The organism is Arthrobacter sp. KUASC02 (assembly GCF_059739395.1).
Window position 1 is genome coordinate 1,339,777 of the sequence record NZ_AP046053.1, and the last position, 25,401, is coordinate 1,365,177.

23 protein-coding genes and 2 pseudogenes are annotated in these 25,401 nt (G+C 67.3%); 19 read left to right on the forward strand and 6 right to left on the reverse strand.

Annotated features, from left to right (window positions below):
* The first annotated feature begins 2 nt into the window (after positions 1–2).
* From AC6JAC_RS06095 to AC6JAC_RS06110, 4 genes are all read left to right on the forward strand, one after another.
* Positions 3–1,337: a geranylgeranyl reductase family protein gene (locus AC6JAC_RS06095; RefSeq protein WP_028271582.1), complete on the forward strand. Its 1,335-nt coding sequence runs from the start codon at positions 3–5 to the stop codon at positions 1,335–1,337.
* Positions 1,338–1,346: 9 nt separating this feature from the next.
* Entirely contained in the window at positions 1,347–2,450 is a 1,104-nt protein-coding gene (locus AC6JAC_RS06100; RefSeq protein ID WP_028271583.1) for a polyprenyl synthetase family protein, read from the forward strand.
* 45 nt (positions 2,451–2,495) lie between these two features.
* The gene (locus AC6JAC_RS06105) at positions 2,496–3,017 is read left to right on the forward strand and encodes a HEAT repeat domain-containing protein (protein ID WP_051628948.1); all 522 of its coding nucleotides are present in this window, start codon (positions 2,496–2,498) and stop codon (positions 3,015–3,017) included.
* A gap of 377 nt (positions 3,018–3,394) precedes the next feature.
* On the forward strand, positions 3,395–4,276 hold the full coding sequence (locus tag AC6JAC_RS06110) for an endonuclease domain-containing protein (protein ID WP_497963933.1): 882 nt from the start codon (positions 3,395–3,397) through the stop codon (positions 4,274–4,276).
* Between the two features lie 148 nt (positions 4,277–4,424).
* Here AC6JAC_RS06110 and AC6JAC_RS06115 read toward each other — a convergent pair whose 3' ends face one another.
* On the reverse strand, positions 4,425–4,850 hold the full coding sequence (locus tag AC6JAC_RS06115) for a hypothetical protein (protein WP_028271585.1): 426 nt from the start codon (positions 4,848–4,850) through the stop codon (positions 4,425–4,427).
* Positions 4,851–4,864: 14 nt separating this feature from the next.
* Complete coding sequence (locus AC6JAC_RS06120) at positions 4,865–5,536, reverse strand: trimeric intracellular cation channel family protein (protein WP_028271586.1); 672 nt, start codon at positions 5,534–5,536, stop codon at positions 4,865–4,867.
* Positions 5,537–5,597: 61 nt separating this feature from the next.
* Between AC6JAC_RS06120 and AC6JAC_RS06125 the strand changes: the two are divergent.
* From AC6JAC_RS06125 to AC6JAC_RS06180, 12 genes and pseudogenes are all read left to right on the forward strand, one after another.
* Positions 5,598–6,402: pseudogene (locus AC6JAC_RS06125) on the forward strand (sirohydrochlorin chelatase).
* A 54-nt stretch (positions 6,403–6,456) separates the two neighbouring features.
* Entirely contained in the window at positions 6,457–8,202 is a 1,746-nt protein-coding gene (locus tag AC6JAC_RS06130) for a nitrite/sulfite reductase (protein ID WP_028271587.1), read from the forward strand.
* The gene (locus AC6JAC_RS06135) at positions 8,199–8,930 is read left to right on the forward strand and encodes a phosphoadenylyl-sulfate reductase (protein WP_028271588.1); all 732 of its coding nucleotides are present in this window, start codon (positions 8,199–8,201) and stop codon (positions 8,928–8,930) included. The genes AC6JAC_RS06130 and AC6JAC_RS06135 overlap by 4 nt, the downstream gene beginning before the upstream one ends.
* Positions 8,927–9,874 (forward strand): sulfate adenylyltransferase subunit CysD, encoded by a 948-nt coding sequence (gene cysD, locus AC6JAC_RS06140; protein ID WP_028271589.1) that lies wholly within the window; start codon positions 8,927–8,929, stop codon positions 9,872–9,874. Before AC6JAC_RS06135 ends, cysD begins: the two co-directional genes overlap by 4 nt.
* Positions 9,874–11,295 carry a sulfate adenylyltransferase subunit 1 gene (locus AC6JAC_RS06145; protein WP_497963936.1) on the forward strand — a complete coding sequence of 474 codons (1,422 nt, stop codon included), beginning with the start codon at positions 9,874–9,876 and terminating at the stop codon, positions 11,293–11,295. Before cysD ends, AC6JAC_RS06145 begins: the two co-directional genes overlap by 1 nt.
* A 165-nt stretch (positions 11,296–11,460) precedes the next feature.
* Entirely contained in the window at positions 11,461–12,471 is a 1,011-nt protein-coding gene (locus AC6JAC_RS06150) for a GTP pyrophosphokinase (RefSeq protein WP_497963938.1), read from the forward strand.
* 68 nt (positions 12,472–12,539) lie between these two features.
* Positions 12,540–13,706 (forward strand): RtcB family protein, encoded by a 1,167-nt coding sequence (locus tag AC6JAC_RS06155; RefSeq protein WP_497963940.1) that lies wholly within the window; start codon positions 12,540–12,542, stop codon positions 13,704–13,706.
* 24 nt (positions 13,707–13,730) lie between these two features.
* Positions 13,731–15,056: pseudogene (locus tag AC6JAC_RS06160) on the forward strand (aspartate aminotransferase family protein); the annotation flags it as partial.
* Between the two features lie 102 nt (positions 15,057–15,158).
* Positions 15,159–16,322 carry an ABC transporter substrate-binding protein gene (locus tag AC6JAC_RS06165; RefSeq protein ID WP_497963942.1) on the forward strand — a complete coding sequence of 388 codons (1,164 nt, stop codon included), beginning with the start codon at positions 15,159–15,161 and terminating at the stop codon, positions 16,320–16,322.
* Positions 16,323–16,386: 64 nt separating this feature from the next.
* Positions 16,387–17,112: an ABC transporter ATP-binding protein gene (locus tag AC6JAC_RS06170; protein ID WP_028272786.1), complete on the forward strand. Its 726-nt coding sequence runs from the start codon at positions 16,387–16,389 to the stop codon at positions 17,110–17,112.
* On the forward strand, positions 17,102–18,097 hold the full coding sequence (locus AC6JAC_RS06175; protein WP_497963945.1) for an ABC transporter permease: 996 nt from the start codon (positions 17,102–17,104) through the stop codon (positions 18,095–18,097). The genes AC6JAC_RS06170 and AC6JAC_RS06175 overlap by 11 nt, the downstream gene beginning before the upstream one ends.
* Before the next feature lie 124 nt (positions 18,098–18,221).
* Entirely contained in the window at positions 18,222–18,665 is a 444-nt protein-coding gene (locus tag AC6JAC_RS06180) for an SRPBCC family protein (RefSeq protein ID WP_497963947.1), read from the forward strand.
* Positions 18,666–18,719: 54 nt separating this feature from the next.
* Here the strand turns inward: AC6JAC_RS06180 and AC6JAC_RS06185 are convergent, their stop codons facing one another.
* Positions 18,720–19,211 carry a cupin domain-containing protein gene (locus AC6JAC_RS06185; protein WP_497963949.1) on the reverse strand — a complete coding sequence of 164 codons (492 nt, stop codon included), beginning with the start codon at positions 19,209–19,211 and terminating at the stop codon, positions 18,720–18,722.
* 75 nt (positions 19,212–19,286) lie between these two features.
* On the opposite strand from AC6JAC_RS06185, the gene AC6JAC_RS06190 reads away from it, so the two are divergent.
* The 3 genes from AC6JAC_RS06190 (at position 19,287) to AC6JAC_RS06200 (ending at position 22,841) form a co-directional block, all read left to right on the forward strand.
* Positions 19,287–19,901, forward strand: a complete 615-nt coding sequence (locus AC6JAC_RS06190; protein ID WP_028272782.1) for a TetR/AcrR family transcriptional regulator — start codon at positions 19,287–19,289, stop codon at positions 19,899–19,901.
* Between the two features lie 113 nt (positions 19,902–20,014).
* Positions 20,015–21,271, forward strand: coding sequence for a uroporphyrinogen-III C-methyltransferase (gene cobA, locus AC6JAC_RS06195; RefSeq protein ID WP_028272781.1), 1,257 nt, complete (start codon positions 20,015–20,017; stop codon positions 21,269–21,271).
* Between the two features lie 106 nt (positions 21,272–21,377).
* On the forward strand, positions 21,378–22,841 hold the full coding sequence (locus AC6JAC_RS06200; protein ID WP_028272780.1) for an FAD-dependent oxidoreductase: 1,464 nt from the start codon (positions 21,378–21,380) through the stop codon (positions 22,839–22,841).
* Positions 22,842–22,944: 103 nt separating this feature from the next.
* Here the strand turns inward: AC6JAC_RS06200 and AC6JAC_RS06205 are convergent, their stop codons facing one another.
* From AC6JAC_RS06205 to AC6JAC_RS06215, 3 genes are all read right to left on the reverse strand, one after another.
* Positions 22,945–23,772, reverse strand: coding sequence for a DUF1206 domain-containing protein (locus AC6JAC_RS06205; RefSeq protein ID WP_497963952.1), 828 nt, complete (start codon positions 23,770–23,772; stop codon positions 22,945–22,947).
* Between the two features lie 2 nt (positions 23,773–23,774).
* Complete coding sequence (locus AC6JAC_RS06210; protein WP_497963954.1) at positions 23,775–24,065, reverse strand: hypothetical protein; 291 nt, start codon at positions 24,063–24,065, stop codon at positions 23,775–23,777.
* Positions 24,066–24,138: 73 nt separating this feature from the next.
* Positions 24,139–25,305: an AI-2E family transporter gene (locus AC6JAC_RS06215; RefSeq protein WP_497963956.1), complete on the reverse strand. Its 1,167-nt coding sequence runs from the start codon at positions 25,303–25,305 to the stop codon at positions 24,139–24,141.
* Positions 25,306–25,401: the final 96 nt, after the last annotated feature.

Genomic DNA, 25,401 nt, shown 5'->3' on the forward strand with positions numbered 1-25,401 from the left:
CCGTGAACGTACTGATCGTCGGCGCCGGCCCCGCAGGGTCCACTGCCGCCTACTACCTCGCCAAGGCCGGCATCCCCGTCACGGTGCTGGAAAAAACCAGGTTCCCGCGCGAGAAGGTCTGCGGTGACGGGCTCACTCCCCGCGCCGTCCGCGAGATCCAGAAGCTCGGCCTCCCGCATTCCGAGGAGGCCGGCTGGCGCCGCAACAAGGGCCTTCGGCTGATCGCCGGCGGCCGCACCATCGAACTGCCCTGGCCGGAAGTTTCCGATTTCCCCACGTACGGGCTGATCCGCACGCGCCTGGGCTTCGACGAGGAACTGGCCCGGCACGCCCAGGCCGCCGGGGCCACCGTCCTCGAAGGGCACAGCGTCACCGAAGCCCTGCGCGCGCCGGACGGCCGCGTCATCGGCGCGCGCGCAGCGCTCCTTGACGAGTCCGGACGCAAGACGGGCGAGACGCGTGACTTCCATGCCGACGTCGTACTGGCAGCAGACGGAAACTCATCCCGAACCGCCGTGTCCCTGGGCATCCAGAAGCGCGACGACCGCCCGCTCGGCGTCGCCGTACGCACCTACTTCACCAGCCCGCGCCACGACGACGACTGGATGGAAGGCTGGCTGGAGCTCCCCGGCCGCGACGGCGGGCTGCTCCCCGGCTACGGCTGGGTGTTCGGCGTGGGCGACGGAACCTCCAACGTGGGCCTGGGCATCCTGAACTCCTCCGCGGAATTCGGCAAGCTCGACTACAAACAGGTCCTGCGCGAATGGACCGCCGGCATGCCCGCCGAATGGGGCTTCACCCCGGAAAACCAGGTGGGCGAGATCCGCGGCGCCGCCCTGCCCATGGGCTTCAACCGCACCCCGCACTACTATCCCGGCCTGCTGCTCCTGGGCGACGCCGGCGGCATGGTGTCCCCGTTCAACGGCGAGGGCATTTCCTACGCCATGGAATCCGCCCGCTTTGCGGCCGAATATGTCATCGACGCCAGCACCTGGCAGAGCCGTTACGCCAAATGGACGCACGACGACGCTGACCTCCACTTCAAGGGGTACGCGGACTATGTGCGCGGCCAGTGGGGGAGCCACTTCACCCTGGGCCGCGCGTTCGCCTCGGTGATCGGCAAGCCGTCCGTGATGAAGCTCGCGCTCCGGACCGGCATGCCGCTGCCCGCCCTCATGAAGTTCGTAGTCCGGCTGATGGCCAACGTCACGGATGAATCAGCCAAGGGATTCGAGGACCGGGTGATCAGGCTCCTGGAGGCGCTGGTGCCTGCCACGTCCAACACCTCCCTGTCCCCGTCCAGCTACACCTCCGCGGTTTCCGCAACAAAAAGTTAGGGTTAACCCGTGACGAACTCTGCCAAGCACAGCTGGACCCACGCCGGACACGGCCTGCCGGACGCCAGGGAGCCCGAGCCCAGCACCACCGCCATCGCCACCGGGCTCCAACTGCCGGCCGGTTTTGCCGCCATCGCCGAAGACCCGGAGCTGGGCCCCGCCATCACCACCAACCTTGCCCGCGTGGAAAAGAAGCTCCGCGAGGCCATCGCCAACTCCGATCCGCTGGCTGACGCAACGTCGCGCCACCTGGTGGAAGCCGGCGGCAAACGGATCCGCCCGCTGCTGGCCCTTCTCTGCGCCCACCTCGGTGACGCCTCGAGGCCGGCCGTAGTGCAGGCTGCCGTGGTGGTTGAGCTGACGCACCTGGCCACCCTGTACCACGACGACGTGATGGACTCGGCCCCGTTCCGCCGCGGCGCGCCCACCGCCCACGAGGTCTGGGGCAACTCCGTGGCCGTCCTCACTGGAGACTTGATCTTCGCCCGCGCGTCCATCCTGGTGTCCGAGCTCGGCTCTCGCGCGCTGGGAATCCAGGCCCGCACCTTCGAACGGCTGTGCCTCGGCCAGCTGCACGAGACCGTGGGGCCCCGCCCCGACGAGGACCCGGTGGAGCACTACCTGTCCGTCATCGCGGACAAGACCGGATCCCTGGTGGCTGCTTCCGGCCAGCTTGGCGCCATCTTCTCCGGTGCGGATGAAGCGTACGAGCCGCTGCTGGTGGAGTACGGCGAGAAGATCGGTGTGGCCTTCCAGCTGGCCGACGACGTCATCGACGTCACCGGCGTCAAGGTCAAGTCCGGCAAGTCCCCGGGCACGGACCTGCGCGAAGGCGTGCCCACCCTGCCGGTGCTGCTCCTGCGCAACGCCGCCGCCGAAGGCGACCAGTCCGCCGTCGAACTTTTGAAACTAATCGACGGCGACCTCTCCTCGGATGAGGCACTCGCCGCCGCCGTGGCGGGCCTGCGCGAGCACCGGGTTACTGCGGAATCGTGGGTTGTGGCGCGCGCCTGGGCCGATGAGGCCATCGCCGCGCTGGCGCCGCTGCCCGAAGGCGTGGTCAAGTCATCGCTCACCAGCTTCGCGCTGGCCGTGGTGGACCGCGCGAGCTAGTCTTCTCAACGCCGCGTGGAGCCGCGTGAAGGGGAGCCGCCTGCCGTGAGGCCGCATCCGTCAGTGCTTATCGGCCGGGCCGTGGACCTCTACGGCATGGACGAGGTGGTGGAATGGGCCGCGGAACTCCTGGCCGGCGGCAGCCCTGCTGGCAGCCCTGCCGGCGGCCTTGACGTCAGGCTGCTCGGCGGCAATCCGGACTGGGAGCCCTACTGGTTCAGGGTGTGGGGTGCCCGGACCTTTCTCTATGTATGGGACCCGCGGGCCGAACTCCCTGTGATCGCGGGACTGGCCGACCCGCACTGGCGTGTCCGGGAGATGTGCGCCAAGGTGTGCAGGCTGCGGGAAATCGCGGAGGCCGCGCCCGCGCTGGTCCGTCTGGCAGGAGACCCTGTCGAGCGTGTGCGACTGGCGGCACTCAAGGCAATCGGCGACATCTGCGAGGCTGACTCCGCGGCGCCGCTCCTTGCGTTGGCCGGAGAACGGGGCCGGGAAGCTGACGTTGCTGCGGCAGCCCTGCGGCGGATGGAAGAGCGCCTGGACCGCCAAGACCTCGGGGACGTGTAGCCGGGTCCTGGTCCGCCGGTTGGTGTCCCTCGGGCCCTGCCGCGTGCGGGGCGATGTCAGGCTTAAACGGTATGGCCCCGGTTCTCTGCAGCAATACGAGTCATACGCTGCGTCGAACCGGGGCCATTTCTCCGTTCGCATCAGATCCACCGGAGGCATTTAGTGGATCCGTGAATTAGTCTATGACAGCTTTGTCACAAATGCGAACCATGATGTTAATCAGCGTGTCACAGTTCTTGGGGTGCCGGCCGCGTCCGTCGTGACCCTGTTTTGCTGGCTGCATACACTAAATCGCGGCGGACACGGCTTGTCGCAGGTAGTTGGCTTAGAAACAGGGTCGGCACGGCGGCTGAAGTTTGTCCACATAGCCTCGCCGCGTGCTGTTGCAGCCTGAATCGCGGAAGCACCATGGCGGGATGGACCTCCTTGGATTTCTCCGGCATCGGGGCGGAGCGGCAAAACGAAGCCAGTTGCTGGCCGGCGGCTTTCAGCGGGCGGAGCTTGAGGCCGCGGTGGCAGGCGGCCTGCTGATCCGCCCGTTGAGGGGCATCTACGCGACAGCAGCCGCGGACGACGCCGTCCTGGCCGCCTTTCGGGCGAACGGCAGGCTCACGTGTATTTCCGCGGCCCCGCTCTACCATCTCTGGGCTCTGCACCAGCCGCGGAATGTGCATTTGAGCTGCGGGAACGGAATCCCGAGGCCGGGAGTCGTGGACCACGCACCTTGCACCCACCCGGGGCATCCGTCACTGCCTGCGGCCGGCCTGGCTGACGTGCTGATCCACGCACTGAGGTGCCTGCCCGAACTCGAAGCGCTGGTGATGGTGCAGTCAGCAGTGGGCCGCGGGCTGATATCGCCCGAGTTCCTCAGGACGCAGCTGCCGGGGAGGCGGAACGGCAGGGCCCTTTCCGTATTGGACCTCTTGATTCGACGTGCTGACTCGCCGCTGGAGATACTGGCCCACACTCATTTCGTCCGTGCAGGCCTCAGAGTTCGAATGCACGTGGAACTGCCGGGCGTGGGCGAAGTGGACTGCCTGGTGGAGGAATGCCTGGTGGTTGAATTGGACGGCTCGACCCATTTCGAACCCCGGCAGATCAAGAAGGACCACCGCCGGAGCAGGGTCAGTATGCTCGGGGGAAGGCTGACACTTCGCTACTACTACGGCGATGTGGTGCACAACCCCGAGGCCATGGTGGAGGAGGTTCTGGCCATACTGCGGCTCTACAGGGAAGGCAGGTTCGCCCCCGCGTGGTGAGCCAGCCACAGTGCCTCGCGTCGCCGTCGTGACCCTTTTCGGCCGGGCCGTGGCCAGACACGCCGGAGCAGGGGCGTGTCGCGGGGCCTTGGGGCTGAAACAGGGTCACGACGGCGGAAGGAGAAACGCGGAAGGCGGCGGCCGGACCCTAGTCCTCTTCGCCCTCGAACGCCCACTCGAACATGTCGAACACGAACTCGGAGAACGTGCCTTCTTCGCTCTTCCACTGGCCGCGGGCGTTGTTGCGGCGGTACACGATGGGGTCCGGGACGCCGAGGTCGCCCACACGGAAGCCCCAGGTGAACTGTTCTTCCTCATCCTCGAGGAACATCAGGAAGCCTTCGTCATCAACTTCGAGTTCCTCGGGGTCCCAGAAGTAGTGATACGCCTCCATGAGGTCCTCGCAGCCGCCCACTGCCAGGTAGAACTCCCGCAGGACCAAGGGGACCTGGAACTGGTGCTCGGACAGGGCCTCGTCGAGTTCTTCGGGGGACAGCCCGTCCTCTTCCTGCCATTCGTCTTCGAGATACTTCGGAACAAGCGCGCGGAACTTCTCGAGGAACATGTCAGTCATGGTTCTTATCCTAGCTAATCGCGGCCGCCCTTTTCCGCCGCCCCCAGGCCCAGCCGGTGCCACCCCCGGACGGCCAGCGGAACGTACCAGGAACGGCGCCACGCCGTCACCCGGAAGGCGAATACGACGGCGGCAACGGCGCCTGCCGTGAGCGCGTTGAAGGATCCCGAAACCCACAGGATGGTGGTGAGGGCAGCCCCGGTGAACGCGGGGAGCGCATAGAGGTCCTTGGGGTCGAAGAGCTGGGGCACCTCATTGGCAGTGATGTCGCGCAGCAGGCCGCCGCCCACCGCCGTCGTGACCCCCAGCAGCACGGCCGCTACCGGGTTCATCCCGGCGGACAGCGCCTTCAGCGTGCCGGTGATGCAGAACAGTGCCAGCCCGCCGGCGTCGAACAAGATGAGCAGCGACGTGTAGCGCTGGACGCTGGAAAACAGGAAGTACACCAGCACGGTGGCCAGCAGCGGGGGAGCCAGGTAGGCCGGGTTGGTGAACGCCGCGGGAGGGCCGCTGTTGAGGATAATGTCGCGGATCACGCCGCCGCCCAGGGACACCAGGGAGGCGAGCAGCAGGGACCCGAGGATGTCGAACTGCTTCCGCGCCGCCAGCAGGGATCCGGAGACCGCGAAGAAGAAGACACCGGCCAGATCCAGCCAGACCTGAACGGCGTCGAATGAGATGGTCAATGGTCGTCCCGGTCAGTGTGGAAGGGGCGGATGGGGCTGCTCCAACGTTACGCTAGCCCCTATGAATAGCCCCATCATGATCGCCTGTGCCCACGGAACGTCCAGCCCGCTGGGCGGCGCCGAGGTCAACGGCCTCCGTGTCGACATCAGCTCGCTGCGCCCCGGCCTGGATGTCCGGGAAGCCTATGTGGATGTCCAGGACCCCGACCTGGTGGACGTCATGGCCGGGCTGCCGGAAGGGGAAGCAGCCGTCATCGTGCCGCTGCTGCTCAGCGTGGGCTTCCACACCAAGGTGGACATCGCGAAGGCGGCGCGCAGCAGGGAAGGGTCCAGTGCCTCGGAGCCGCTGGGACCGGACCCGCGGCTGGCGGAGATCCTCGACCAGCGGCTGCGGGAGGCCGGGGCCACGGAGCACGACGCCGTGGTGCTGGCGGCCGCCGGATCCACCAACCCCAAAGCATCGGTTAGCGTCGAAGAGCTCGCCGAACACCTCCGGGCGCTGCGGGGCAACAGGATTGTTCCCGCCTACGGTGCGGCCGCCAAGCCGTCGGTGCCCGACGCCGTCGCCTCCCTCCGTGCCGAATACCCCGGCGGGGAGGGCCAGGGACGGGTCATCATCGCCTCCTACCTGTTGGCACACGGCTTCTTCCACGACCAGCTGGCCAAGGCTGAAGCGGACATCGTCACGGAGCCGCTGCTGCCTTCCAAGCTCATGGCCCAGATTGCGCTGGACCGTTATGACGCGGCCGTCGCTGCTGCGGACGCGGCCGTCGCAGCGGGCGGTTAAAAGCCCCCCGGACCATGCACAGGCACCGGGCTTCTTCAAGGCTTTTCGGCGATTCATGACGAAATGTTTCCCTAGGTGACCTCGCGTTTCTGACCCTTTGTGACGGCTTTCCGGTGGGACCTACAGTCGAGGCATGACTGATACAGCTCTAGCCGGAGCGTCCGCGGACTCCGCTGCCGCAAAGCGACCCGCACGCGCCAACCGACCGGCAGCGAAGCCGCACGGCCAGTGGAAGGTGGACGGCACCACGCCGCTCAACGCCAACGAAACCTGGAAGCAGGAGGACGACGGCCTCAACGTCCGCGAGCGTATCGAGTCCATCTACTCCAAGGACGGCTTCGACTCCATTCCGGGCCAGGACCTGCACGGCCGCTTCCGCTGGTGGGGCCTGTACACGCAGCGCAAGCCCGGGATCGACGGCGGCAAGACCGCCACGCTGGAGCCGCACGAGCTCGAAGACAAGTACTTCATGCTCCGCGTCCGGATCGACGGCGGTGCGCTCACCACCGAGCAGCTGCGCGTCATCGGCCAGATCTCCGTCGACTTCGCCCGGGACTCCGCGGACCTCACCGACCGCCAGAACATCCAGCTGCACTGGATCCGCGTGGAGGACATCCCCGAGATCTGGCGCCGCCTCGAAAGCAACGGCCTGTCCACCACCGAAGCCTGCGGCGACGTTCCCCGCGTCATCCTGGGCTCGCCCGTGGCCGGCATCGCCAAGGACGAGATCATCGACCCCACCCCGCTCATCCACGAGCTGGGGGAGCGCTTCATCGGCAACCCGCTGCTGTCCAACCTGCCGCGCAAGTACAAGACCGCCATCACCGGCCACCCCAGCCAGGACGTGGTGCACGAGATCAACGACTTCGCCCTCGTCGGCGTCAAGCACCCCGAACTCGGCATCGGCTACGACCTCTGGGCCGGCGGCGCGCTGTCCACCAACCCCATGCTGGGCAAGCGCCTCGGCGCCTTCGTCACGCCCGAGCAGGCGGCCGACGTGTGGCTCGGCGTCACCAGCATCTTCCGCGACTACGGTTACCGCCGCATGCGCACCAAGGCACGCCTGAAGTTCCTGATGGCCGACTGGGGTCCGGAGAAGTTCCGCCAGATCCTCGAGGACGAATACCTCGGCTACAAGCTCGCTGACGGTCCCGCGGCACCCAAGCCCTCGACCCCGGGCGACCACGTGGGCGTGCACGAACAGAAGGACGGCAAGTTCTTCATCGGCGCCACCCCCATTGCCGGCCGGCTCTCCGGCGCCCAGCTGGTCAAGCTCGCGGACACCCTCGAGGCCCGCGGCTCCTACCGCCTGCGCACCACCCCGCACCAGAAGCTCGTGGTGCTGGATGTGCCCAAGGACGAGGTTGAACCGCTCGTGGCCGAGCTCGACGCCCTGGGCCTCTCCGCCCGGCCGTCCGTGTTCCGCCGCGGCACCATCGCCTGCACCGGCATCGAATACTGCAAGCTGGCCATCGTGGAAACCAAGGTCACTGCGGCAACCGCCGTGGCCGAGCTGGAACGCCGCCTCGCCGACCTCGCCGAGAGCGGCCAGCTGCCGCACGCCCTGTCCCTGCACATCAACGGCTGCCCCAACTCCTGCGCCCGCATCCAGACCGCGGATATCGGACTCAAGGGCATGATGCTGCCAACGCCCGACGGCGATCCCAGCCCCGGCTTCCAGGTCCACCTGGGCGGCGGGCTGGCTTCCTCCACCCGCGAAGAGGCCGGCCTCGGCCGCACCGTCCGCGGACTGAAGGTCTACGTCGAGGACCTGCCCGACTACGTCGAGCGCGTCGTCCGGAAGTTCGTGGCCGAGCACGCCGAAGGCCAGACCTTCGCCGAGTGGGCCCACGCAGCAGATGAGGAGGCACTTCAGTGAGCAAGCACGCCCTGGGGGTAGATCCCGTACTCCGTTCGCACGACGAGCTCAAGGCCCTGGCCGAGGCCGGCGCTGCCGAGCTCGGCTGGGACGCCCCGGCCCGCGACGTCATCGCCTGGGTTGCCCGGAACTTCGACCTGCCCGCCGTTGCCGTGGCCTGCTCCATGGCCGACGCCGTCCTGCCGGCCCTCGTTGCCGACCAGCTTCCCGGCGTCGACGTCCTGTTCCTGGAGACCGGCTACCACTTCCCGGAAACCTACGCCACGCGCGACGAGGTGGCCGCAAACCTCCGCGTCAACGTGGTGGATGTGCTCCCGGAAAACACCGTGGAGCAGCAGGACCGGCTCCTCGGCAAGGACCTCTTTGCACGGGACGCCGCCCAGTGCTGCGCCCTCCGCAAGGTGGCCCCGCTGCGCCGCACCCTCGCCGGTTACGAACTGTGGTTCACCGGTGTGCGCCGCGACGAAGCCCCCACCCGCACCAACACCCCGCTGATCACCTGGGACGAAACCAACGGCCTGGTCAAGGTCAACCCGGTGGCAGCGTGGAGCTTCGACCAGCTGGTGCAGTACTCCGACGACAACCTCCTTCCCGTCAACCCGCTGCTTTCACAGGGCTACCCGTCCATTGGCTGCCAGCCCTGCACCCGCAAGGTAGCGCCCGGCGATGACCCCCGCGCCGGCCGCTGGGCAGGAACCGACAAGACAGAATGCGGACTACACGTATGAGCACTTACCTAACTGAGGAGCCCACCCAGGTGACTGACGCTGCCGTTTCCACGCGCCTCTCCAGCCTGGACACCCTCGAGTCAGAGGCCATCCACATCATCCGCGAAGTCGTGGCCGAGTTCGAGAAGCCTGCGCTGCTGTTCTCCGGCGGCAAGGACTCCGTGGTCATGCTGCACCTCGCCACCAAGGCGTTCTGGCCGGGCAAGGTTCCTTTCCCCGTGCTGCACGTGGACACCGGCCACAACTTCCCGGAGGTCATCGACTTCCGCGACCGCACCGTGGAGCGCCTGGGCCTGAAGCTGGTTGTCGGCTCCGTGCAGGAGTTCATCGATTCCGGCGAACTGGCCGAGCGTGCCGACGGCACCCGCAACCCGCTGCAGACCGTCCCGCTGCTGGACGCGATCCAGCGCAACAAGTTCGACGCCGTCTTCGGCGGCGGCCGCCGCGACGAGGACAAGGCCCGCGCCAAGGAGCGCATCCTGAGCCTCCGCGACGAATTCGGCCAGTGGGATCCGCGCAACCAGCGCCCCGAGCTGTGGAACCTGTACAACGGCCGCCACACCGTGGGCCAGCACGTGCGCGCATTCCCCATCAGCAACTGGACCGAGCTGGACGTGTGGCGCTACATCGAGCGCGAAAACATCGAGCTGCCCGGCCTGTACTACGCCCACGACCGCGAAGTCTTTGCCCGCGACGGCATGTGGCGCGCAGTGGGCGAGGTCTCGCAGCCGCGCCCGGATGAGGAAGTCATCACCAAGACCGTCCGCTACCGGACGGTCGGCGACATGTCCTGCACCGGCGCTGTTGAGTCAGCCGCCGCCACGGTGCGCGACGTCGTCATTGAAGTTGCCGCCTCCACCATCACTGAACGTGGCGCCACCCGTGCGGATGACCGCATCTCCGAGGCCGCCATGGAAGACCGCAAGAAGGATGGCTATTTCTAATGAGCACCGAAATCGATACAGCCCGCGCGGCTGCCCTTCTTGACGAGGCACCGCTGGCGCATGCCTCGCTGTTCCGCTTCGCCACCGCCGGATCGGTCGACGACGGCAAGTCCACCCTGGTGGGCCGGCTCCTGCACGACTCCAAGGCGATCCTTGCCGACCAGCTGGACGCCGTTGCCCGCACTTCCGCGGACCGCGGCTTCGGCGGCTCGGCCGGCGGCATCGACCTGGCCCTCCTGACCGACGGCCTGCGTGCCGAGCGCGAGCAGGGCATCACCATCGACGTCGCGTACCGCTACTTCGCCACCGACCGCCGCAGCTTCATCCTGGCGGACTGCCCCGGGCACGTGCAGTACACCAAGAACACGGTGACCGGCGCGTCCACCGCGGATGCCGTCGTCGTACTCATTGATGCCCGCAAGGGCGTCCTGGAGCAGACCCGCCGGCACCTGTCCGTGCTGCAGCTGCTGCGCGTGGCCCACGTGATCGTGGCCGTGAACAAGATCGACCTCGTGGACTTCAGCGAGTCCGTGTTCCGCGAGATCGAAGCCGACGTGCAGCAGGTGGGCCGCGAGCTCGGCCTTGGTTCCGATGGGATAACCGACCTGCTGGTGGTTCCGGTATCCGCCCTCGACGGCGACAACGTGGTGGAGCGCTCGGAGCGCACCCCCTGGTACACCGGACCCGCGCTGCTCGAGGTGCTTGAGACCCTGCCCGCCGCAGACGAACTGGAAAGCCACCTCGAAAGCTTCCGCTTCCCCGTGCAGCTGGTCATCCGGCCGCAGGGCGCGCTGGCTCCCGACGCTGTCGCCGGCGGACTGGACGTCGAGGCATACCGCGACTACCGTGCGTACGCAGGGCAGATCACCGAAGGCTCGGTGAAGGTGGGGGACAAGGTCAGCGTGCTGACCCCCGGCCAGGCCCCGCGCACCACCGCGGTGACGGGCATCGACTTCGCGGGCGCCTCGCTCACCGAAGCTGTTGCACCGCAGTCCGTGGCGATCCGCCTTGCAGACGAGTTCGACGTCGCCCGCGGTGACACGATTGCCGCTGCCGGCACCGTCCGCGAAGCCTCCGCCGACCTGTACGCCGCGCTGTGCTGGCTGTCCCCGAAGCCGCTCCGCGAGGGCGCCAAGGTGCTGGTCAAGCACGGCACCCGCACGGTGCAGGCCCTGGTCCGGAGTGTCAGCGGCAAACTGGACCTCGCCACGTTCAAGCTCGAGGGCGCGTCCAGCCTCGAACTCAACGACATCGGCCACGCGCAGCTCCGGCTCGCCGCCCCGCTGCCGCTGGAAAACTACCTGCACCACCGCCGCACCGGCGCCTTCCTGGTGATTGATCCGCTGGACGGCAACACCCTGGCCGCCGGCCTGGTCAACGACCACCCGGGTGACCACGAGGACGAGCGCTACTCGATCTGATATCGCTGAACAGCGGCTTGTTCGCAAAACCTGATCTTCAAGGACGGGTTCTGCGAACAAGCCGCTGTTTTTCCGGGGGACCTGGAAGCCCGGCAGTAGCTGAAACCCGCGGCCTTGGATACCCTGCTTGGTAGATGCGCTGCGCGCTGATCTGAGGGGGACCGGTTGGAAGATCATGATTCGGTTGTTGCCAGCTCCCTGGAGCATTACAGTGCGCTGCTGCCCCGGCTGAATGCGGCGTCGGATGCCATCGGGCATGCGATCCGCGCCCGGCTCCGCGACGACGGCCTCAACCACCACACCGTGCAGGCGCGGGTAAAGGACCCCGGTTCGGTGAAGGGAAAGCTGGACCGGCTCACTGCGGACGGCAGATTCAAGTATGAACACGGGCTCGAGCAGCTCGACGACCTCATCGGGGTCCGGGTGATCATGTTCCTCGAACCCGACATTGCCGACGTTGCAACGGCACTCAAGGGGCAATTCAACTGCCGCGAGGACGATGACAAGACAAGCTCCCAGCGGCGCAACGGCCAGATCGGCTACGCCGGCCGGCACCTGATCCTGGAAGTCCCCGACGAAAACGTTCCCGTGGGCTGCCAGCCGTTCATCGGGGAGCGCTTCGAAGTCCAGATCCGCACCGTGCTGCAGCATGCGTGGGCCGCCTTCGAGCATGACATCCGCTACAAGAGCCTCGCGGAGGCCAACGCGGAAGTGGACCGCGCGTTCACAATGGCGTCAACCCTCATCGAACTCGCGGACGCCCAGTTCTCGGCGATCAACGACATCGTCAAACGCCGTCAGGCCGAAAGTACGGCCGAGTTCGCCGCCAACCCCGCCGCTACCGAGCTCACCGGGGACATCCTCCAGGACATGCTGGGCCGCTTGCTCTCCGAACACCCCAGGAGCCAGGCCCGGCAGTACGGCTGGCTGGGGGACCTGCTGGCCGCCAACGGCGTGCGGACGGTGGCCGACGCCGAGGAGCTCTTCGGTGCCGCAGACTGGTCCGGTGTGGCCAAGAGAATGGACTACAAGTTCCCCGCCGGCCATGTGCGGATTGCCGACGACTTCCTGCTGAAGACCTGGGGCGTGGACTACATTGCCCGCACCAAATCCGTGGGGGACGACCCCAAACGGGAAGCGAAGCTGACGTACCGGCTGGAGCGCATGCAGGACTAGAGCCGCGGGGTGTTGACACTGCCGGGCCGCGGCCTTACTTTCGCCCTATCCCGCCGGGAGGGAAGATCGTGGAACGCATCAACAGCCGGCTCATCAACTGGGCTTCCATCCTGGACGCACAGACGCGGGAGCAGGCAGTGAGAACGTCCCGGCTGCCCTTCATCTATCCGCATCTGGCGCTGATGCCGGACGCCCACCTGGGCAAGGGCGCCACGGTGGGCTCCGTGATTCCCACCCTGGGCGCCGTGATTCCGGCGGCCGTGGGAGTGGACATCGGCTGCGGCATGATTGCCGTCCGGACGCAGTACTTCCTCAAGGACCTCCCGCCGGACCGGAAACGGCTGCGGGAGTCCATCGAGCACGTCATCCCGCTTTCGGCCGGACACAACAACCGCAGGGTCCTGGCCACGGCCGAACCGCGCATCGCCGAGCTGAGGCGGCGGGCTGCCAAGGCCAGGTTTGATCCCGGCCAGTACGTCCCGAAGTGGGAGCTCCAGCTTGGCTCGCTGGGATCAGGCAACCATTTCATCGAGGTCTGCGCCGACGAGAGGGATGCCATCTGGCTGTTCCTGCATTCCGGTTCCCGCGGTGTCGGCAACAAGATCGCGCAGCACCACATCAGCGTCGCCCGGCGCGTGACGCGGGAGAAACGGATCGCGCTTCCCGACGCCGACCTCGCCTACCTGGAAGAGGGCACGGCAGAGTTCAGGCGGTACATCGAGGAGCTGCACTGGGCCCAGCAGTTCGCCCTGCTGAACCGTGAGGAAATGATGGACCGCGTGATCAGCCAGTTCGGCAACTGGACGGGCGGAAAAGTACTGGAACGGGAACGGATCAACTGCCACCACAACTTCACCCGGCAGGAGACGCACTACGGCAAATCCGTGTGGGTGTCCCGGAAGGGGGCCATCAAAGCCGAGCGCGGCGATCCCGGACTCATTCCGGGGTCCATGGGAACGGCGTCGTACGTGGTGGCCGGGCTCGGGAACCGCGTGGCCCTGAATTCCTCGCCGCACGGTGCGGGCCGCGAGTACTCGCGGACGGCGGCGCGCAAGGCGTTCTCCCTGGCCGAGCTGAAAAAGGCCATGCAGGGGATTGAATTCCGTGTCACCGAAGCCTTCATCGACGAGATTCCGGCGGCGTACAAACCCATCGACGTCGTAATGCGCGATGCGGAGGACCTGGTGAGGATCGGCCACCGGCTCCGGCAGCTCGTCAACGTCAAGGGCGACTGAACCCGGGCAGCCCACAGAAATGAAACGGAGGATGTCATGAATCTCGACGACCTGGTCTTCCACCCCTGGGCCGTGCAGGGGCCGCGCGACGTGCCCACCCTGGTCGGCGGTTCCGGGAGCTACGTGGTCGACGACGCCGGACGGCGCTACCTGGACTTCGGCTCGCAGCTGGTGTTCACCAACCTCGGCCACCAGCATCCGCGCATCGTGGCTGCGATCAAGGAGCAGGCCGACCGCCTGTGCACGCTCGCACCCGGCCACGCGTCCGATGTCCGGGGCGAGGCGGCGCGGCTGATTGTGGAGGTGGCACCGAAGGGCCTCGGGCATGTGCTGTTCACCACCGGCGGGACAGAAGCCATCGAGCATGCGGTCAGGATGGCGCGGCTGTACACCGGACGGCCCAAGGTCCTCGCCGCCTACCGCTCGTACCACGGCTCGACGGCGGCCTCCATCCACCTCACCGGCGACCCGCGCCGCTGGGCCTCGGACACGGGCTCGCAGGGCGCCGTCCACTTCTTCGGACCCTTCCTGTACCGGTCGGCGTTCGGGTCGAGCACCCCGGAGGAGGAGTCGGAGCGGGCACTCGCCCACCTTGAACAGGTCATCCTCCTGGAAGGCCCGTCGACGATCGCCGGCCTGGTCCTGGAATCTGTGATCGGCAGCTCGGGCGTCATCGTGCCGCCCGCCGGCTACCTGCGAGGAGTCCGCGAACTGTGTGACCGCCACGGCATCGTCTATATCGCGGACGAGGTGATGGTCGGCTTCGGCCGCACGGGAGCCTGGTTCGGTGTTGACCACGACGGCGTGGCACCAGACCTGATGGCGTTCGCGAAGGGCGTGAACTCCGGGTATGTGCCGCTGGGCGGTGTGCTCGTGGGGGAGGCGATCTATGAGATGTTCACCAAACGGCCCTACCCGGCGGGCCTGACCTACAGCGGCCACCCGCTCGCCTGCGCCGCCGCCGTCGGCGCCATCAATGCCATGCACGAGGAAGGCACGGTCGCGGCAGCTGCCCGCCTCGGCGCGGATGTCCTGGGGCCCGGGCTCAGAGCGCTCGCCGACAAGCACGCGTCCGTCGGGGACGTTCGCGGCATCGGCGGTCTCTGGTCCCTCGAACTGGTCCGCGACCGGCAGAGCAAGGAGCCCCTGGTGCCGGCCGGAGCCACGGGTACGGCGAACGCACCGATGGTCTCCGTCGTCAAGGCCTGCCGGGAACGGGGCCTTTTGCCGCTGGTCCTGGGCAACCGTGTCCACGTGGCCCCTCCGCTCAACGTGGACCGCTCCGACGCCGCCGCCGGCCTTGCCATTCTTGATGACGCCCTAGCCGCAGCCGACGCCTACGTCGCCTAGGGATGCTGCCGGCGGGCGTCCGAATGTGACGCTAGATGAACCCGCGTGACCCCCCGTTTCCGCTTCATTGAACGGGTTTATGTCACTCCCTATGGTGAAACAATGACAAGTCCCCAGCCCGGAATGATCCGCATCGTGGCAGGAGAGAGCAACAACCCGAAGCGCAAGCGCGCCGTGGAGGTCCTGGTTGCCCTCGGCCTGGTGCTGCTCATTGCCGCCGGTGCCGTGGTGGCGTCAACCCTTTCCCGTGATTCCTCAGCCCAGGCAGCGGCCCCCGTTCCGACGCCCGCCGCTGAATTGAAGCTGGGCTATTTCGGCAACGTCACCCACGCCCCGGCGCTGGTGGGCGTCAAGCAGGGCTTCCTTGCCAGGAGCCTGGGCGAGACCAAGCTCAGCACGCAGGTGTTCAACGCCGGTCCGGCCGCGATCGAAGCCCTCAACGCCGGTGCGATCGATGCCACCTACATCGGCCCGAACCCGGCGATCAACTCGTTCGTGAAGAGCAAGGGCGAGTCCGTGAGCATCATCGCCGGTGCCGCGGCGGGCGGCGCGCAGCTGGTGGTGAAACCGGAGATTGCCGCCGCGGCGGATTTGAAGGGCAAGACCCTGTCCACGCCGCAGCTGGGCGGGACCCAGGACGTGGCGCTGCGGGCCTGGCTGGCCGCGCAGGGCTACAAGACCAACACCGACGGCAGCGGCGACGTGGCCATCAACCCAACCGAGAACGCCCAGACCCTGAAGCTGTTCCAGGACGGCAAGCTCGACGGCGCGTGGCTGCCCGAGCCGTGGGCCTCCCGGCTGGTGCTGCAGGCCGGCGCCAAGGTGCTGGTGGACGAAAAGGACCTGTGGGACGGGTCCCTGACCGGGAAGCCGGGCGAGTTCCCAACCACCATCCTGATCGTGAACAAGAAGTTCGCCACCGACCACCCCGAGACCGTCAAAGCACTGCTCAAGGGCCACGCCGAATCGGTCCAATGGCTCAATGACACCCCCGGTGCGGAAAAGGCGAGCGTGTTGAACACCGCGCTGAAGGAGTCCGGCGGAGCCGAACTCCCTGCCGACGTTATCGAGCGGTCGCTGAAGAACATCGTGTTCACCGTGGATCCGCTCGCCGGAGCCTACAAGAAGCTGCTCGAGGACGGCGTGGACGCCGGCACCACCAAGGAAGCCGACATCAGCGGCATCTTCGACCTCACGGCACTGAACAGCGTCACCGCCGAAACCGGCGGCAGCAAGGTCAGCGCCGCCGGACTCGGCAACGATTAAGCGGCACGCAGCAGAACCACCCCCACAGCATCAACTCCAGCCCCAACAACGTAAGGACAGGACCATGCCAGTCGTACTGGAAAACCTGGGTAAACGCTTCGGCGACGGCGCCCCGGTGCTGGACGACGTCAACGCCAGCATCGCCCAAGGCGAGTTCGTCGCGCTCCTGGGTGCTTCCGGCTGCGGCAAATCCACCCTGCTGAACATCATGGCGGGACTGGAACTCCCGACGTCGGGCGCCCTTGAAGTCCCCAGCGACGGCGCAGCCTTCATGTTCCAGGACGCCGCCCTTTTCCCGTGGCTGACGGCCCGGGAAAACATCGAGCTCGCCCTCAAGCTGCGCGGCGTGGGCAAGTCCGAACGGCGCACGAAGGCCAACGAACTCCTGGACCTGGTCCACCTTGGCGGCGCCGGGGACAAGCGCCCGCACGAGCTCTCCGGCGGCATGCGCCAGCGCGTCTCGCTGGCCCGGTCCCTGGCCCAGGACCGGCAGTTGCTGCTCATGGACGAGCCCTTCGCCGCGCTGGACGCCATCACCCGCGACCTCCTCCACGACGAGCTGGAACGGATCTGGAAGGAAACCGGCCGCACCATCGTTTTTGTGACGCACAACGTCCGCGAAGCCGTCCGGCTGGGCCAGCGTGTGCTGTTGCTGTCCTCACGCCCCGGCCGCGTGGTCCAGGAATGGAACGTCACCGAGGAACACCGAACCGACGCCGGTCTTGCCGGACAGCTGACCGGGGTCATCACCGCCCGGCTGCGAGAGGAGATCCGCCGCCATGCCAAATAACCCAACGCCCTTGGCCGAGCCCGTCGAGAGCCCGATTTCGACAAGCTCAATCTCCGGCCAGGCAGGGTCAAACACCGCTGAGCCCGAGAGCCGGAAGGTCCACGCGGCCCTGACCCGGTCCTCCACCGGCAACGAAGACCTGCGCGAGCTCGAATCCGGCCTTGACTCGCTGCAGTCGGACGCAGCCCGCGCGGCGCGCATCGACTGGAGCCGTATCCTGCTCCCGGTGGCGGCGCTCGTGGTGCTGGTCCTGGCCTGGCAGTTCTACGTGTCCCTTGGCTTCAAGCGGCGCGACCTGGTACCCGGACCGCTCGACGTGCTTGGCCAGTTCGGCACCCTGTGGGCCGACGGTTCACTGCAGGAAGCCGTCTGGACCTCGTTGCAGCGCGGCATCGTCGGGTTCCTGATCAGCGTGGTCATTGCGACGCCGATCGGACTCCTGCTGGCCCAGGTGGCCCCGCTGCGCCGCGCGTTCGGCCCGCTCATCTCCGGCCTGCAGGTGCTGCCCTCCGTGGCCTGGGTGCCTGCGGCCATCATCTGGTTCGGCCTCACGGACGCCACGGTGTACTTCGTGGTGTTCATGGGCGCCATCCCGTCCATCATCAACGGCCTGATCTCCGGCGTGGACCAGATCCCGCCGCAGTACCGCAGCGTGGGAACGGTGCTGGGCGCCAACCGTGTGCAGATGGCCCTCCAGATCGTCCTTCCGGCGGCGTTGCCGGGCTACCTGAGCGGACTGAAGCAGGGCTGGGCATTCTCCTGGCGGTCGCTCATGGCCGCCGAAATCATCGCAGTGGGCGGCACCATCGGCTTCGGCCTCGGTTCCATGCTGAACCAGGGCCGCGACTTGGCGGACATGACGATCGTGATGTCGGCCATCCTGCTGATCCTCGCCGTAGGCATCCTGATCGAACTGCTGGTCTTCGCGCCGATTGAAAAGCGCCTCCTGCGCCGCCGCGGCCTCCTCGCCGGCAGCACCCGCTAGGGCCTCCGGGCCAGGAGCAGAACCAAAGAGCAGAGCCCGACGGCGAGTCCCGCCGTCGGGCTCTGCCGTTCTGTCTGGATGAGGTGCCCCGGCCGCGCGGGGCGGAGTCTGGCAGACTGGCGCCATGACCGTCAGCTTCGTGTGCCGCACCGAATCCGTACTGCCCCCGGACCGGCTGTTCAACCTCGCCCGGAGCATCGATGCGCACCTCGACTCCCAGGCCGACACGGGGGAGCAGGCAGTGGCTGGCGTGACGATGGGCCTGATCGGTGCCGGGCAGGAGGTCACGTGGCGGGCGCGGCACTTCGGCGTGCCGATCCGCATGACCAGCCGCATCACCTCAATGGAGTTCCCCGAGAGGTTTGTGGACGAGCAGGTCCGCGGGCCGTTCAAGGCCTTCCGCCACGTCCACGAGTTCGAAGCCACAGCCAGCGGAAGCGTCATGACGGACCGGGTCGAGTTCACGGCGCCGTTCGGTCTGCTGGGCCGGATCGTGGAGAAGCTGGTGCTGCACCGGTACCTGGAACGGTTGATCGTGGAGCGCGGCCTCTACCTCGCCGGCCTCTGACCGCTGCGGACGCCGGGGCTGCCCTGGCGTCACAGACCTCATCAAACGGCGGACCTAATCAAACGGAGGCGGCCCGATGATCTCAATGCCGCCGTTCACACGCCCGGATTCGCGGATCCGGTCAAAGTCCACCACCCGGGCACCGTCATCATCGGCGTCGACGGGCTCGCTGGCGCCAAAGTAGAAGGCCTGCGCGCCGCCAGGTGTGTGCAGGCAGAGCACGCGGGTCCCCGCCTGGGTGACTTTGAACGCATGCGGTACACCCCTCGGCGCGATGACCAGTCCGCCCGCGGCGACCCGGTGCTCAGTGCCGTCCATGTTCATCAGGATTTCGCCGGCCAGGATGTACATGGTCTCGTCCGAGTCGGGATGGGTATGAAGCGGAGTGACCTTATTGAGGGCCATTTCATCCTCGAAGAGCAGGAACGCGCCGGCTGTGTCTTCTTCCGTGGCTTTCCAGGTCTGTACCCCGCCGCCGAAGAACCAGCGGCGGGCTCCCTCACCGGGTTGCAGTACTACGGCTGATACAACTTTCTTCGTCTCCATGGTGGTCGCCTCGATGCTGGTCGGAAGACTTATGGGACTGTTGTCCCATAACAAGACTCGGGTACCATGAAGGACATGTCAAGACCTTATGCAGACGTCGGGCGCACCGGTCAGAAGCACCGCACCCTTGAAGCCCTGGTTGCTGCCGCACGCCAACTCGTCGCGTCCGGGGCAACGCCCACGGTGGATGAGGCCGCGCTGGTGGCCGGTGTCGCCCGGAGTACTGCGTACCGGTATTTCCCGGGCCAACGGGAGCTGCTGGCTGCGGCCCATCCGGAGACTGCCCGGACATCGATGCTGCCGGATAATCCGCCGGAGGATGTGGCCGAGCGCCTGGATGCCGTGGTGCGTGAGTTCACCGGAATGATCATCGAAACCGAGGCGCAGCAGCGGACCATGCTGCGGCTCTCGCTGGAACCGGCGGACGGCCAGGAACGGGGCCTGCCGTTGCGCCAGGGCCGCGCTATCGCGTGGATCGCCGAGGCGCTTGCCCCGTTGCAGCCTGAGCTGTCCGACGCGGAGATCCGTCGGCTGGTTCTGGCGATCCGCAGTGCCATCGGAATCGAGTCGCTGGTGTGGCTGACCGATGTGGGCGGCCTCAGCAGGGACGCTGCCATTGCCTCGATGCGGTGGACGGCCAACGCCCTGCTGAACCAGGCCCTGACCCAGGGCCCGCCGCCCGCAGGCTGAGGAGGCCCCGTCCGCCGAATGAGCGCCACAGCAATGTGACGCAGCGTTACCTTACGTGAACTGGTGTTTCCGCGCCGTTGTTCCGGTATATGACGCGGCCCTACCGTTGATCCATGGCAATTCAGGACATCTACCCCACGGCACTGCGCCTGCTGGGCCGCCCCGTACTGGTGGTGGGCGGCGGGCCGGTGGCCACGCGCCGCGCCAAAGGGCTGCTCGACGCCGGTGCCCGGGTAACCGTGGTTGCCCCCGTTTCCTCCGCGGGACTTGAGGAACTGGCCGGCGCCGGCCTCCTCACCTGGGAGCAGCGCCCCTACCGTACGTCCGACGTCGACGGCGTCTGGTTCGTCCAGACAGCCACCGGCGATTCCGCCGTGGACGCCCAGGTTTCGGCCGACGCCGAGGCGCAGCGCGTCTGGTGCGTCAACGCCTCCGACCACGAAGCCTCCGCCGCCTGGACCCCCGCCGTCGCCGTCGTTGACGACGTGCAGATCGCCGTGAACGCCGGGGGAGACCCGCGCCGCGCCATGGCCCTGCGCGACGCCGTGGCCACTGCACTGGAAACCGGCGACCTCCCGCTCCGCCGCCAGCGGGCCCACCGGGGAAGCGTCGCCCTTGTGGGCGGCGGCCCCGGCGACACCGGGCTCATCACCGTCCGCGGCCGCCGGCTCCTGGGCCAGGCCGACGTCGTGGTGGCAGACCGCCTCGGACCCCGCGACCTCCTGAACGAACTCGCCCCCGACGTCCGCGTGATCGAGGTGGGCAAGACCCCCGGCCACCATCCCGTGCCGCAGGCCGGCATCAACCGGATCCTCGTGGACGAGGCACTCAAAGGCCACCGTGTGGTCCGGCTCAAGGGCGGAGACCCCTACGTTTTGGGCCGCGGCGGCGAAGAAGCAGAATTCTGCCGGCAGCACGGCGTCGAGGTTGAAGTGGTCTCCGGCGTCACCTCGGCGATCTCCGTTCCCGCAGCAGCCGGCATTCCCGTGACGCACCGCGGCCTGGCCAAGGGTTTCAGCGTGGTCACCGGCCACGAAGAACTCTCCGAGGTCCCGGCCCGGGCGGACCACACCATCGTGCTGCTCATGGGAGTGGGCCAGCTCCGCGAATCCGCCGCCGCCCTGGTGGGTGCCGGTTTGCCTCAGGACACTCCAGTTGGCATCGTTGAGAATGGCTATTTGCCCAACCAGCGCGTGACCATCGGCACTGTCGGTTCCATCGCTGACCAGGCCGAGGCCGCCGGCGTCGCAAATCCCGCGGTGATCGTGATCGGTGACGTTGTCCGCGTCAGCCCGTTCGCGCCGTCGCACTTCAAGACTGCCGACTACAGCACCACCACCCCGAACCGTCCCCGCGTACTGACCAAGTAGCCCCGTAGCCCCTTCCCAACTAAGTAGCAGCAGGTGTCCTTTTGAGCCCTCAAAACGACATCTGCTGCGACCTAGTTGGGCCGTGACAGAAAAAAGGAACACAGCCGTGTCAACTAGCACCACCGTAGGTTCTGCCGCCCGCCCGCTCCGGGTCGCCGTCGTGGGCTCCGGCCCCGCCGGCGTGTACGCCGCCGACATCCTCACCAAGAGCGAAGCCGTCAAGAGCGGCGAGCTGACCGTGAGCATCGACCTCTTTGACCGCTACCCGGCGCCCTATGGCCTGATCCGCTACGGTGTGGCTCCGGACCACCCGCGCATCAAGGGCATCGTCAACGCCCTGCACAAGGTCCTGGACCGCGGCGACATCCGATTCTTCGGCAACGTTGACTACGGCACGGACCTCTCCATCGAGGACCTCCGCACCCACTACGACGCCGTCATCTTCGCCACCGGCGCCATCAAGGACGCGGACCTGAACATCCCGGGCATCGAACTCGGGGGCTCCTACGGCGGCGCCGACTTCGTCTCCTGGTACGACGGCCACCCCGATGTGTCCCGCGAATGGCCGCTGGACGCCAAGGAAATCGCCGTGATCGGCAACGGCAACGTGGCCCTGGACGTGGCCCGCATGCTCTCCAAGCACGCCGACGACCTCCTGGTCTCCGAAATCCCGGACAACGTCTACCGCGGCCTGAAGGATTCCCCGGTCACTGACGTGCACGTTTTCGGCCGCCGCGGCCCGGCCCAGGTGAAGTTCACCCCGCTGGAACTGCGCGAACTGGCCCACTCCAAGGACGTGGACATCATCCTCTACCCGGAGGACTTCGAGTTCGACGAAGAATCCGACCGCCAGGTCCAGAGCAACAACCAGACCAAGACCATGGTGGGCACCCTCACCAACTGGATCGCCGAGCAGCCGGAAGAGCTCTCCGAGCTCACGGCCTCCCGCCGCCTGCACCTGCACTTCCTGCACAGCCCGGTGGAAATCTACGACTCCGCGGAAAACCCGGGCCAGGTTGCCGGCATGAAGTTCGAGCGCACCGAGCTGGACGGCACGGGCAACGCCCGCGGCACCGGCGAGTTCGTGGACTACCCGGTCCAGGCCGTGTACCGCGCCATCGGCTACTTCGGTTCAGCCCTCCCGGAGGTCGAATTCGACCACAAGAAGGGTGTTGTACCGAACGACGGCGGACGCGTGCTGGACGCGGCCGGCACCCATGTGCCGGGCATCTACGCCACCGGCTGGATCAAGCGCGGCCCGGTGGGCCTCATCGGCCACACCAAGGGCGACGCCCTCGAGACCGTGACCTACCTGCTGGAAGACCGCGCGAACCTGCCGCTGGCAGCCGCGCCGGCTCCGGAAGCCGTCGTCGAACTGCTGGAAAACCGCGGCGTGCAGTACACCAGCTGGGAAGGCTGGCTGGCCCTGGACGCGCACGAGCGCGCCCTCGGCGAAAAGGCCACCGAGACCGGTTCGCACGGCGTCGAGGTTGCCCGCGAACGGGTCAAGGTTGTGCCGCGCGAAGACATGGTGTCCATTTCCCGCGACGGAGTAGCCGCGCAGGTCTAGGGCTTTCGCTTGTAGGCCCAATCGTTAGCGCGAACCGGCAGCAGATGACCGCAAACCACGGGTTTGGCGTCATCAGCTGCCGGTTCGCGCTGTTTACATCCGGCTACATCCGCCCGAACCGGGCCCGGAGCAACGCAAACAGCCCGTAGCTGATGAGGCCGGCGGCAATGGCCAGCAGTAGGAACGGCCCCGCCGGATGGTCCCGGAGCGCCTTGAGGCTGCCGTCCAGCCCGGTGGCGTCGCCGGGCCGGTTGGTGGCGGCTGCCACCACGAACAGCATGCCCGCGAGGATCAGGGCGATGCCCTTGGCCACGTGGCCGGCCACGCCCAGCGCACTGATCATGCGTCCGCGCCGGGTGCCCTCGAAGTGATGCAGTTCCTCCTTGAACTGTTTCCGGACGCCCTTGACGATGAAATAGACTCCGACGCCGGTGACCGTCAGGCCCAGCGCGATGAGTGCCGGCACACCGGCAGGTCCCTGGACCAGGGCGGTGCTGAAGTCCCTGGTGGAATCGCCCGAGTCGCCGCGGAGGCCGACCGCGAACCCTGCAAACGTGAGCCCCACACTGCCGTAGGCCACGGCCAGGAAACCGGAGGAGACGAGCTTGCCGATCCGCTGGCCTGCCGGCAGGTGGCGGGCGCGCAGGGTGGCTTCGCTGAGCTGCCACAGGGACAAGCCGGCGCAGCCCACCAGGCAGGCCCACATCACGCCGGGGCCCCACGGATTCGCCGCGAGCTGTTCGATGGCCCCCGTCGGCTCGGCCTGCCCCGGCTGGCCCAGCGCCAAGGCGATGGCGATGGCCCCGATCACGATGTGGAGCAGGGCCATTACGGCAAACCCGGAACGTGCGACGACGTCCAGCACCTTGGTGTTGGACGCCGCCTCGGCCGCGTTGGCGGCTTCTCCGAGGGCCGTATCGTCATCAGGCATCGCTAGCCGTTCATGGGGCCTTCGGCGTGGATGTTTTCGGCGCCCGGGCCGGTCAGTTTCACGGTGCAGCGCACGATGAGCCGGTCCGGTGCCGTGTGGACGTCCGCGAGGGTGTCGGCCGGGTTGATGACCGTGTAGCTTTCGGTGCCTTCCTCGACGCCGAAACCCCGCGACTTGGCGTCCTGGCTGGCGTTGGCGAGAGCTTCCCGGCGCAGTTCCTCGACGTACGACTTATCGCCGGACCGTGCCGGGTCGCCGAAGGCCCAGCCAAAGAGAGTTCCCGTTCCGTTCATGGTGCTGATTTTACGCATGCCCCACCCTACCAAGATATTGATAAGGGTGCTTACTATCAGTCGGCGGGTGCTGCTAGGACCGGCCGGTGTCCGCGGCAGCAAGATCCGGGTCGGCGTCGGCCGGATCTGCCTGGTCATCGGCCGCTGCTGAGCCTGCCGGTTCCGGTTCCCTGGCGTCAGTGGTCCAGACCTGGACGATCGCCCAGATGACGGCTGCCAGCGGGACGGAGAGTACGGCGCCGATGATGCCGGCGAGGATGGTCCCTGCCGTCAAAACCAGCAGGATGACCAGGGCGTGCAACTGCAGCGACTTGCCCATCACGACGGGCTGAAGCAGGTTGCCCTCGAGCTGGTTGACGGCGATCACCACGATCACCACGATCAGCGCCACCACGGGTCCGTTGGCTACGAGTGCCACCAGCGCCGCGAGGATGCCTGCCACGGTGGCTCCCACGATCGGGACGAAAGCGCCGATGAAGACGATGATGGCTAGCGGGATGGCCAGCGGGACCCCGAGGACCAGCAGTGCCGTGCCGATGGCTACCGTGTCCACCAGGGCCACCATGGCTGTCCCGCGCACGTAATCGCCCAGAACCTGAATGGTGCGTGCGCCCGAGCGGCGCAGCTTGGCTTCGCGGGCGCCGGTGTAGGGCCGCAGGAAGAAGTTCCAGATCGCCGCCCCGTCCTTGAGGAAGAAGAAAAGGATAACCACCATGAGGCTGGCTCCGGCGAGGAACTCGGTGATGACGGACAGTCCCGTGATGGCTCCGGAGCGGACCTGGCTGCTGGCGGCGAATTCCACGATGGCCGCCCGTGCCTGTTCAATCTGCTCCCCGTCCACGGGGATGGGGCCGTTGAGCAGGAACGACTGCAGTTCGTCCAGGCCCGACGACGCCTGGCTTGCAAGGTCCGCCCACTGGCTGCGGATGGAGGCGACAATCACGGTGGTGACACCGGCCAGCACGGCGAGCAAGCCCACGAAGGCCACTGCAGTGGCCGCGGAGGCCGGCAGGCCCCGGCGCTTCAGGAGGTTGACGAACGGCATGATGGCGGCCGCCAGGATCAGGGCGATCAGCACGGGAATGACCAGGAGCCGGATCTGCAGCAGAGCGAAGACGGACACCACCACAACGGTGAGGATCAGCAGGATCTGGGCCGAGCGTACGCCCACCCTGCCCAGGCCGTCTGTCCAGGGGTCCGGGCGTTTGCCGTCCGCCGTGATGTCGACTGATCTGGCCAAGGGGTACTCCAATTCGTCAGCGTGCAGGAACGGGACGCCCGGACCGGCTGCGGCCGGGATAGGAACTCCCCAAATAGCTAAGCCTACTGAGTTACG

What these genes read in the sequence shown, in the direction of transcription:
- AC6JAC_RS06115 (WP_028271585.1), bottom strand. Translation starts at nt 4,850, where the DNA reads ATGACTGACATGTTCCTCGAGAAGTTCCGCGCGCTTGTTCCGAAGTAT.
- AC6JAC_RS06130 (WP_028271587.1), top strand. Translation starts at nt 6,457, where the DNA reads ATGACTGATACAGCTCTAGCCGGAGCGTCCGCGGACTCCGCTGCCGCA.
- cysD (WP_028271589.1), top strand. Translation starts at nt 8,927, where the DNA reads ATGAGCACTTACCTAACTGAGGAGCCCACCCAGGTGACTGACGCTGCC.
- AC6JAC_RS06145 (WP_497963936.1), top strand. Translation starts at nt 9,874, where the DNA reads ATGAGCACCGAAATCGATACAGCCCGCGCGGCTGCCCTTCTTGACGAG.
- AC6JAC_RS06165 (WP_497963942.1), top strand. Translation starts at nt 15,159, where the DNA reads ATGACAAGTCCCCAGCCCGGAATGATCCGCATCGTGGCAGGAGAGAGC.
- AC6JAC_RS06170 (WP_028272786.1), top strand. Translation starts at nt 16,387, where the DNA reads ATGCCAGTCGTACTGGAAAACCTGGGTAAACGCTTCGGCGACGGCGCC.
- AC6JAC_RS06175 (WP_497963945.1), top strand. Translation starts at nt 17,102, where the DNA reads ATGCCAAATAACCCAACGCCCTTGGCCGAGCCCGTCGAGAGCCCGATT.
- AC6JAC_RS06180 (WP_497963947.1), top strand. Translation starts at nt 18,222, where the DNA reads ATGACCGTCAGCTTCGTGTGCCGCACCGAATCCGTACTGCCCCCGGAC.
- AC6JAC_RS06185 (WP_497963949.1), bottom strand. Translation starts at nt 19,211, where the DNA reads ATGGAGACGAAGAAAGTTGTATCAGCCGTAGTACTGCAACCCGGTGAG.
- AC6JAC_RS06190 (WP_028272782.1), top strand. Translation starts at nt 19,287, where the DNA reads ATGTCAAGACCTTATGCAGACGTCGGGCGCACCGGTCAGAAGCACCGC.
- cobA (WP_028272781.1), top strand. Translation starts at nt 20,015, where the DNA reads ATGGCAATTCAGGACATCTACCCCACGGCACTGCGCCTGCTGGGCCGC.
- AC6JAC_RS06205 (WP_497963952.1), bottom strand. Translation starts at nt 23,772, where the DNA reads ATGCCTGATGACGATACGGCCCTCGGAGAAGCCGCCAACGCGGCCGAG.
- AC6JAC_RS06210 (WP_497963954.1), bottom strand. Translation starts at nt 24,065, where the DNA reads ATGAACGGAACGGGAACTCTCTTTGGCTGGGCCTTCGGCGACCCGGCA.